At 35.5% G+C, this 9,098-nt stretch carries 11 protein-coding genes; all 11 read right to left on the bottom strand.

From position 1 onward, the window contains the following. Positions 1-13: 13 nt before the first annotated feature. The 11 genes from AC27G3_RS17880 to AC27G3_RS17930 all read right to left on the bottom strand — a co-directional run bounded on the left by AC27G3_RS17880 (position 14) and on the right by AC27G3_RS17930 (position 8,902). Positions 14-307, bottom strand: a complete 294-nt coding sequence (locus AC27G3_RS17880; protein ID WP_487123954.1) for an integration host factor subunit alpha — start codon at positions 305-307, stop codon at positions 14-16. A 3-nt stretch (positions 308-310) separates the two neighbouring features. Next, positions 311-2,734 (bottom strand): phenylalanine--tRNA ligase subunit beta, encoded by a 2,424-nt coding sequence (gene pheT / locus AC27G3_RS17885; RefSeq protein ID WP_487123956.1) that lies wholly within the window; start codon positions 2,732-2,734, stop codon positions 311-313. 10 nt (positions 2,735-2,744) lie between these two features. Then, on the bottom strand, positions 2,745-3,740 hold the full coding sequence (gene pheS, locus AC27G3_RS17890; protein WP_487123958.1) for a phenylalanine--tRNA ligase subunit alpha: 996 nt from the start codon (positions 3,738-3,740) through the stop codon (positions 2,745-2,747). A 263-nt stretch (positions 3,741-4,003) separates the two neighbouring features. After that, a complete protein-coding gene (locus AC27G3_RS17895) occupies positions 4,004-4,453 on the bottom strand; it encodes a glutaredoxin domain-containing protein (protein WP_487123960.1) in 450 nt (149 codons plus the stop codon). A gap of 125 nt (positions 4,454-4,578) precedes the next feature. Then, on the bottom strand, positions 4,579-5,076 hold the full coding sequence (locus AC27G3_RS17900; protein ID WP_487123962.1) for a zf-TFIIB domain-containing protein: 498 nt from the start codon (positions 5,074-5,076) through the stop codon (positions 4,579-4,581). A 52-nt stretch (positions 5,077-5,128) separates the two neighbouring features. Further along, positions 5,129-6,148 (bottom strand): S41 family peptidase, encoded by a 1,020-nt coding sequence (locus AC27G3_RS17905; RefSeq protein WP_487123964.1) that lies wholly within the window; start codon positions 6,146-6,148, stop codon positions 5,129-5,131. Between the two features lie 133 nt (positions 6,149-6,281). Beyond that, the gene (locus tag AC27G3_RS17910; protein ID WP_487123966.1) at positions 6,282-6,566 is read right to left on the bottom strand and encodes a hypothetical protein; all 285 of its coding nucleotides are present in this window, start codon (positions 6,564-6,566) and stop codon (positions 6,282-6,284) included. A gap of 213 nt (positions 6,567-6,779) precedes the next feature. Further along, entirely contained in the window at positions 6,780-7,172 is a 393-nt protein-coding gene (gloA2, locus tag AC27G3_RS17915; RefSeq protein WP_487123968.1) for an SMU1112c/YaeR family gloxylase I-like metalloprotein, read from the bottom strand. A gap of 21 nt (positions 7,173-7,193) precedes the next feature. After that, a complete protein-coding gene (locus AC27G3_RS17920; protein WP_487123970.1) occupies positions 7,194-7,481 on the bottom strand; it encodes a hypothetical protein in 288 nt (95 codons plus the stop codon). Between the two features lie 141 nt (positions 7,482-7,622). Beyond that, the gene (locus AC27G3_RS17925; protein WP_487123972.1) at positions 7,623-8,180 is read right to left on the bottom strand and encodes a hypothetical protein; all 558 of its coding nucleotides are present in this window, start codon (positions 8,178-8,180) and stop codon (positions 7,623-7,625) included. A 236-nt stretch (positions 8,181-8,416) separates the two neighbouring features. After that, the gene (locus AC27G3_RS17930; protein WP_487123974.1) at positions 8,417-8,902 is read right to left on the bottom strand and encodes a hypothetical protein; all 486 of its coding nucleotides are present in this window, start codon (positions 8,900-8,902) and stop codon (positions 8,417-8,419) included. Between the last annotated feature and the right edge of the window lie 196 nt (positions 8,903-9,098).

Genomic DNA, 9,098 nt, shown 5'->3' on the forward strand with positions numbered 1-9,098 from the left:
ATAACGACAATAATTAAGAGCCATTACCATCTTCAACACGGCTTTTAAGTTTCTGACCGGGTCTAAATGTAACCACTTTACGGGCAGAGATTGGAATATCTTCACCTGTTTTAGGGTTACGACCTGGTCGTTCTTTTTTCTGGCGTATGTCAAAATTACCAAAACCAGAAAGCTTTACTTGGTCGCCGCTCTCTAAAGTTTCTCGAATTTCTTCAAAAAACACCTCAACCATATTTTTTGCGTCGCGCTTACTCAGCCCAACTTTTTCATACAAATGCTCTGCTACTTCTGCTTTGGTAAGCGCCATTACTTAGTTCCTCAGTGTTGCATCTAATTCTGCTGATAACGTTTCAACAACTCGATTAACAACATCATTAATGTCTTTTTCTTCGAGTGTTTTCTCATGATCTTGTAATATCATAGCAATTGCTAAGCTCTTAAAACCAGGTTCAATGCCTTGACCTTGATATACATCGAATAAGTTTAGATCAATTAAATTATTTCCGCCAACCTTTTCAATAAGTTGTAACACATTTTTTGCGTCGACACTCTCTTTTACTACTACTGCAATGTCTCTTCTGTTTGCAGGAAAGCGAGATATATCGGTAGCCAGAGGGATTTTCTGAGTTAAAACTTCAGACAATAAAAGTTCAAAAATAAATGTTTTACTTTTTAAGCCTAATTTTCTTTCTAATTCAGGATGTAAGGTACCAACATGGCCAACTAATATTCCATTACGTGTTATTTTAGCGGTTTGCCCTGGGTGCAAGGCTGCTATTTCAGCTGCAGAAAATTCGAACTCTTCTGCATTTTGTGTTAACGATAACAAGGCTTCAACATCACCTTTTATATCATAAAAATCACTAACGCTCTTTTCCATTGTCCAATGTTCATCAACACGTTGACCACTAATAACACCCGCAATCATATTTTCTTGACGAACACCGTTTTCGGCTGACTCATCTGGTACAAATCGTAAACCAACCTCGAATAAACGTACACGGTGTTGTTGACGGTTTTGATTATAAGCTATTGATTGCAATAAACCTGTCCATAAACTTAAACGCATTACAGACATTTCTGAAGAAATTGGATGCGGTAAAACCATCACTTCTTGTTCAGGGAATAACAATGACTGAACATTGGGATCAACAAAACTGTAAGTAATTGCTTCTTGATAATCACGATTAACCAAAGTTTGGCGAAGTTTACTTATTGATAAAGTAGCTTCTTTTTGCGGTGTCATTGTTAAAAATGCTTTTGGCGCTAAGTTAGGAATATTGTTGTACCCAAATATTCTTGCTACTTCTTCAATTAAATCCACTTCAATTTTTATATCAAAGCGATAAGCAGGCACAATAACTTGCCAAACTTTATCATTGTCCTCACCCGTAGATGCTACGTTAAATTCTAATCGCGTAAGAATTTCAGTGACGGTTTTATCATCAATAAAGTGGCCAATTCGAGCGTCTAGCATTTTACGGCGTAATTCTACCGACTTCTCTGTTGGAATATGTTCTTCAGATTGAGCGTTGACAATAGGACCCGCTTCACCACCAACAATATCAAGTAATAACTGGGTAGCACGTTCCATAGCATCGTGCTGTAATTGAGGATCAATACCACGCTCGTAACGGTGAGAAGCATCGGTATGTAAACCATACTGACGTGCTTTACCTAAAATAGCTAAAGGCGCGAAAAAAGCACTCTCTAAAAATATATCGGTTGTTTTAGCTGTAACCCCTGAGTGTAAACCACCAAAAATACCTGCTATAGCTAAAGCTTTACCACCTTCACTTCCTTGGTCGGCAATCACTAGTGTTTGAGCTGATAACTTAACTTCGTTTTCATCAAGTAAAGTTAATGCTTCATCTTGTTTAGCAAACCTTACATTAATGCCACCTTCAATTTTATCTAAATCAAACGCATGCATTGGATGGCCAAGTTCTAATAAAACATAATTGGTTACATCAACGACCGGATCTATTGAACGAATACCACAACGACGTAATTTTTCAATCATCCATAGGGGTGTTGCTGCATTTAAGTTTATGTTTTTAATTACACGGCCTAAATAACGAGGACAGGCTTCCCCTGCTTCAATATTTATTTCAATGGCATCATCAATTGAAGGAGTTACTGTTCCAATAGCAGGTTCAGTTACCGCTAAACTGTTTAATACACCAACTTCGCGTGCTAAACCTTTAAGACCTAAGCAATCACCACGGTTAGCCGTTAAGTCAACATCTATTGTTACATCGTCTAAATCTAAATACTCACGAACGCATTGGCCAATAGGTGCATCGTGTGCTAATTCCATAATGCCATCAGCACTATCTGCCAAACCGATTTCAGATTCACTACACAACATACCGTGTGATGGTACACCACGTAATTTAGCTTTTTTAATTTTAAAATCACCAGGTAAAACAGCACCTACAGTAGCAACAGCAACCTTTAAACCTAAACGACAATTTTTAGCACCACAAACAATATCAACTAATTCACCATCATTAAAATCTGGTCCTAAATTAATTTTGGTTACTTGTAATTTATCAGCATCTGGATGTGGGCCACACTCAACAACTTCACCAATTAATACACCCGTAAATTCTCCAGCTACGGGTTCAACACCATCAACTTCTAAACCAGCCATGGTTATTTGATGAGACAATTCTTCTGAGGTTATCGCAGGGTTTACCCACTCACGTAACCATGATTCACTAAATTTCATTATACGTTTCCTACTTGAACTGTTTTAAAAAGCGAAGATCGTTTTCAAAGAATGCACGTAAGTCATTCACCCCGTATCTAAGCATAGTTAAACGCTCTACTCCCATACCAAAAGCAAAGCCTGTGTACACTTCAGGATCTATGCCTACGCTACGTAAAACATTAGGATGTACCATGCCACAGCCTAATACTTCTAACCATTTACCATTTTTACCCATAATGTCTACCTCAGCAGATGGCTCGGTAAATGGAAAATATGAAGGTCGGAAACGAATTTCAACTTCTTCTTCAAAAAAGTGATGAAGAAAATCATGCAAAATGCCTTTAAGATGAGTAAAGCTAACGTCTTTATCAACCATTAAACCTTCAACTTGATGAAACATTGGCGTATGCGTTTGATCATAGTCATTACGATATACTTTACCTGGCGAGATAATTCTCAATGGTGGCTTTTCAACTTCCATCGTTCTAATTTGAACACCTGATGTTTGAGTACGTAACACTAACTTAGGATTAAAATAAAAAGTGTCGTGATCTTGACGAGCTGGATGATGCTCTGGAATATTTAAAGCATCAAAATTATGATAATCATCTTCAATTTCAGGACCAGCTTTAACTTCAAAACCTAAATCACCAAAAAAGCTTTCTATTCGTTCAATGGTACGTGTTACTGGATGAAGGCCTCCAATTTGAGTTCCTCTTCCAGGTAAGGTTACATCAATTGACTCTGCCGCTAGCTGCTTTTTAATTTCTTCATTGCGAAGCAATTCACCACGAGCAACCAATAACTTTTGTACTTGTTGCTTTGCAATATTAATTACTTGGCCAGCTTTGGGCTTTTCTTCTTTGGGTAATTTACTTAAACCTTTCATTTGTTCGGTAAATAATCCCTTTTTACCTAAAAAGTTCACTCGAACTTGATCAAGTGCAGCAGGATCTGTTGCTGCGGCAATAGCTTGTTCTGCCTGCAAGACTATATCGTCTAAAGTTAAATCGTCTAAATTCATGAGCTCCTCGGATGCGAAAGCATTTATTGGCTAGACTAAGTTGATAAATAAATGGTGGATGATTTTACACAAAAACTGACTGATTAAGTAGTGGGAACAAACGTTTTAATTGAAATATTTACTTTATTTGCCTGATTTTTTCTTTTGAATATCAATGAAACGTTAATATGGAGCATTTTTAAGTAAAGATACTGACTAAAATTCACTAAAAAGATTAAATTAATGATAGTGATACAAAGAGTTGTACAATTACTGCATTATCTTTATTTGTTAAATCGTTGCTCAAAGGCAGAAACACTAAACCCTTGCATCTTATCTTGCTTTCCGATCAAAATTAACGGATAACCTGTGCCACCTAGTGCTTTAAATTCTTTATTTTTACTCGGACGATCTTCAACATTATACTCAATAAATGTTAACCCTTTGTCTTTAAAGTATGCTCTTGCTTTTTTGCAATATGGGCACCAAGATGTGGTATACATCACAATTTTCTTTTGTTGAGCCATAGCATTTTCTTCACTATTAGCACTTACCTGAGTAAAGCTGTTTGACTGTCCAAGCTTTACAACTTCTAACTTCTCCTGTTCTGGTGGTTTATCACCAAAGTGAACATTTCCTTGACTGTCTACCCACTTAAACACTTCTGCACCATAAGTATTCACCGACCATAATGTGCTGAGTGTTATTGCAATAACAAGCTTAAAATTGTGCATGTAAATCCATTTAATGTGTTTAGGTTTTATCTATATCTAGAGAAAGCACTACAACTGTACAGCTAAGACAAAATAAAGAGTATATTTATTGATTATTTTTGTTACGTATAATTTACTGATTACTGTTAATAAAACAGGGAACTTGCGATATTAACAACATGCTCTAAATTACCATTATTTCCATGCCTGTTAGAATAACTACTTTTAGGAGCCTCAATATTAGGAGGAGCGGTTTGTTCAATCATCTCCATTTTTAACCGAGCTAACTCGGCAGCAGAGAGCTCGTTATTATGAATTTTACTTAACTCACCTGTATCTAGCCAAATACCAGCACAACCTGGACACTCATCAATTTCAATTAATTTTAGAGGACTGTAATAACGCCTCATCATCACAATATCTGGACACTTAGGACATTTTATCCGTTCTTGCTCACCCATCAAAGGTGAATTAAATTGACGTAAGTGTTTAGCTAACGCTCGGCCTCTTATATCACCAACGCTTTTAAATTTTGATAACTCCAAATTATCAAAAAACACACCTCCACATTGCTCTGAAATATTAACAGCAACCCCGCCAACTTTAATTGTTTTCAATTGACTTCCTGTCCTTGGACACTTCATTTAACATCACCTTTAAAAAATAATACCTGTAACTCTCACTTGTGGAGCTATCTTAATGTACCAACTCATTCTCTTTTCGAAATTTTTCAGCTGAACGCTTAGCCAAAAGGTGAGCTTTTGTCAAAGCCTTGCTAGCAACCGTTTTCACATCTGGTACAACACCTATACCTTCCCAATTAGTTTGAGTGATGGGGTTTATAGCTCGGCCAGTAGGGACATTAATACTAAAGTATTTATTTATTTCGATCGGGCCACCTGGATTTGCACCACCCCCAGTATTTTCACCCACTATTACTGCCCTTTTGCGAGTCTTAAAATTATAAGCAAACTCTTCAGCTCCAGAAAAAGTATAATGACTTGTTAAAACAAATAACGGAACATTTGGCATTCGGTCAGCAGGTAATTTATCAAGAGTCCAAAACTCCTGTGTTCTATTGCCTTTCCTCCAATACAAACTGTTTAAATGCGTTTTTTTACCAAAGAAATAACTGCAAATATATTGAACCATATCAGGAGATCCACCATCATTCTTACGTAAATCAAAAATTATGGCATCAGTATTTTTAATAACCTGCATGACTCCATTAACCGTTTCTTTTGCCGAATCAAAACCACTGAAATATCTAAAATCAACATAACCAACATTACCCTCTAAAATTTCAATTTTTTTAAAACCATAGTTTTCATTTTGTTCTTGCTTTAAATATTCTAAATAGGGGTTATTTGACTCTTCCTGCTCTGAATGAGGTTTGTTAACGCGAACTTCCATATGTTTATCATGATTTATGTACTGTAAATCTTCAGTTAATGTAGATGCAAATTCATCAGCATTAATAATTTCATTATATATCCCCTGCTCTAATTGCTTTTGTATATAAGCAACATTTTTTTCTGCAATTTCTGGGAAAACATAGTTTTCAATAACGATTTTAGAAACACGCTCTATAACTTCTTCACGCTGCTCTTTATTTATTTCAATACTTTTTGGCTGAGCAATTGATGAAAACATTACCGTGGAAAGTAGAAAAAATAATACTTTGATTAACCTAATGTTAGGTATTGAATAAAACATATAACTTCCTTATTCGATGATGAAAATAAAGCACTATAACACCTTTATATGAGGCAAATAATTGTTGACTAATATAAGCAACGTTGGAGAAAGAACATTTGTAATTTCTCCTTTTGAATAACTTATATGATAATTACAACTTCCAAGAAATTTCGTTTCTTAGCTTTTCAACGAGCTTAACATCAGCTCCCGCCACAGCAGTGTATACGAAAGTTTGTTTATCAACTTTTACACACTTTATAGCAGCACGGTTATTACTGAAATTTCCGTAAACGTAATTACCGTTTTTAACAACAGACTTAAACCCTAAAGAGTTAAGAATGGACACACCTTTTACAGCGCATAACTCAGGAGTTTCCTTTAATGCTTTATGATGAGACCAAAGTTGAGGTGTATATTCTTTTTTAACAGTAACCAATTTAGTTGTAGTAATAACTTTTGCTTCGGAAATTTTATCTGGACTGGATACACAACCTGATATTGTGATGATTAGTACTAAAATTAGATATTTGATGAAACTCTCCTTGTCATATAATGTCCATTTAACGGACTAATAATTGATTATTAAAATGTATTGCAAAAAAAAACGAGACCGAGAAAAACTGTTAGCAGCCCCCGCTTTACCCACTTTTTATATGACAACTTGATCATATAGCTCTAGTGGCAATCCGTCAGGATCACTAAAAAAGGTAAACTTTTTATTCGTATATTCATCTATTCTAATCGGCTCAACATCTACGCCTTGAGATAAAAGGTAATTTCTAACAGATTCAACAGAGTCTACGTTAAATGCCAAGTGCCTTAAGCCTAGAGCTTCAGGAAAGCTCGGTCTAACAGGTGAATTTGGAAAAGAAAACAACTCTATTTGCCCACCGTTTGGTAATTGCAGATCGAGTTTAAATGAATCTCGTTCTTTCCTATAATTCTCAGCTATAATCTCTAGTCCAAGAATTGTGACATAAAAACTTTTAGACTTTTCATAATCTGAGCAAATTATAGCCGCATGATGAATCGATTTAAGCACATAATCTCCTTGTTTAACTTCTTATGTTTTGCTTTTACATTTAATAGATTCTTCACCAAAACGATAAGTATTATTAACTAAAACATAAGCACCTGAAACTATAGCGGTTGTAGGAACCAATATCGGTGTTAGTACAATACCGCTAATTGAATAATAAGAGTTTGATTCTTTGGCTACATCTATTATTTTAAGTGTTTTTCTATCCGTTGATATTTCACACCTATTAATGTGTAACTTGTCCTTAACAGGTACAACAACACAAGCATTAATAAATAACACTGATAGTATAATAAGTTGTTTAAATTTCATATTCATTCCTTGAGCTATTGCGAAAATTTCGCAAAAAACATAACACCCGGCTCACGAGCCGATTTGTAGTCGCGAAGCAGCGAAATACTGGTCGCAGTGCCGTCGATTGTTATACCTCTTCCTGTATTTAATCAAAAATTTCTAATCTAGCCCAAGTCTCTTCCGAATACGCTTGGCCCATGATGGCCTTTGTATTTTGTAGCTATATATATTTTCTGGAACAATAATATTAGGGTTTGCCAATACAAGCGCGTCGAAAAAACCTTGTCGATCAAATCCACGATAATTCCCGTACATTAGTTGCTTCTGCTCTCCATTTTTGAGCACTATTAAGTTAGAAAGAAAATCCTGCCTTACATTACTTACTTGCTTTAACTCCTTAATGTCAAAAATATTAACCTGCCAGCCCACATCACTGAAGGTAGGATCAAAATAGGACAAATCGGTTGGCGTGACACAAACTCTAATTTGCTTATTTTCAAACCAAAACCACATTGCTAATCCAAGCAAAGCAGCTTCAACAACCCAAATAGCGATATCGAGAACGTCAAGAAGTTGTGTTAGGGCAACTCTATCGCTCGTCAAATTAGGGAGAAATTTATGTGCTGCCAGGTATAAAAGGAGTGCCACGCAAGCATTGAAAACAAGTAATAATGCTGAAGAACGTTGCTTCCTAGTAAAAATGAAGTAAGTTGTCATCTTTTTCTCTTTATTTAGACTCTCTAATTGGACGCCAAGCCCTTTTTACTTCCTAAGTTCCCACCTTGATAGTGTGCTACGCCGTCTTCTTACCTTTACATATAACGCCTCAATCTGAGGTAATAAAATAGTTGGTTATAATTAGCGACGCAAGAGCAAAAACCCAACTGTTTTTTGTCCGTTTTATCGGAGGAGGATTATCACATAACCACTTTAAGCTATTGTTATATTGCACTTTATTCAGGGCTAACAACACTACCATAAACTTTATTTTGCATTGGTCGTTTAACTAAGTAAATAGCCCCGTTATTCTTCATTTCTTTAATTTTACTAAAAGAAATATAATCCGGTATTAAGGTAAAGTAATTACTGTTATGTAGTTCACCATACTCGATACTATTTACTACAGAATATTGCCATTGATAGAAAACACTCCCATAAACTATAGCTACGTTATCATCACTAACACGTATAACCTTAGCTAATTTATATTTGCTTTTTCGTTCTAATTTATCATTGAGAAGCTGCATATCTAGAAAATAGATATCATTAACTTGGGGATTTAAAATAAAAACCGAAGTTTCTGCTCGCTCAGTTTCATGCTGCTCATATTTTTCGTATCCCAAATATATAATCACAAGTAAGAAAATCAATAGTACGAGTTTATTTAAGGGGGTTGATAACTCTGGTTTGAGTTGTTTTGTCCCTAAGGTATGCAGCACTTTAATGAATCCCTTTAAATAAGTTGAACGTTCAGTGATAGAGCCTTAAATGTTTTGTAATACTAAAAATTAGAATGACAAAATCTAAATTAAACTCCAATGTTCATGTGCAATACTACAATATAACGCCACAAAAATCGGCTTGTAATTGTTGGCTAAAATCCGTGAGGCACGAACGAGAGCCAACTGTTACAAG

This window comes from Colwellia sp. SU-HH01217 (genome assembly GCF_057543495.1).

Excerpts from the sequence above, each read along its gene's own strand:
- AC27G3_RS17880 (WP_487123954.1), bottom strand. The coding sequence starts at position 307 with ATGGCGCTTACCAAAGCAGAAGTAGCAGAGCATTTGTATGAAAAAGTT.
- AC27G3_RS17905 (WP_487123964.1), bottom strand. The coding sequence starts at position 6,148 with ATGTTTTATTCAATACCTAACATTAGGTTAATCAAAGTATTATTTTTT.
- pheS (WP_487123958.1), bottom strand. The coding sequence starts at position 3,740 with ATGAATTTAGACGATTTAACTTTAGACGATATAGTCTTGCAGGCAGAA.
- AC27G3_RS17920 (WP_487123970.1), bottom strand. The coding sequence starts at position 7,481 with ATGAAATTTAAACAACTTATTATACTATCAGTGTTATTTATTAATGCT.
- pheT (WP_487123956.1), bottom strand. The coding sequence starts at position 2,734 with ATGAAATTTAGTGAATCATGGTTACGTGAGTGGGTAAACCCTGCGATA.
- AC27G3_RS17895 (WP_487123960.1), bottom strand. The coding sequence starts at position 4,453 with ATGCACAATTTTAAGCTTGTTATTGCAATAACACTCAGCACATTATGG.
- AC27G3_RS17925 (WP_487123972.1), bottom strand. The coding sequence starts at position 8,180 with ATGACAACTTACTTCATTTTTACTAGGAAGCAACGTTCTTCAGCATTA.
- AC27G3_RS17900 (WP_487123962.1), bottom strand. The coding sequence starts at position 5,076 with ATGAAGTGTCCAAGGACAGGAAGTCAATTGAAAACAATTAAAGTTGGC.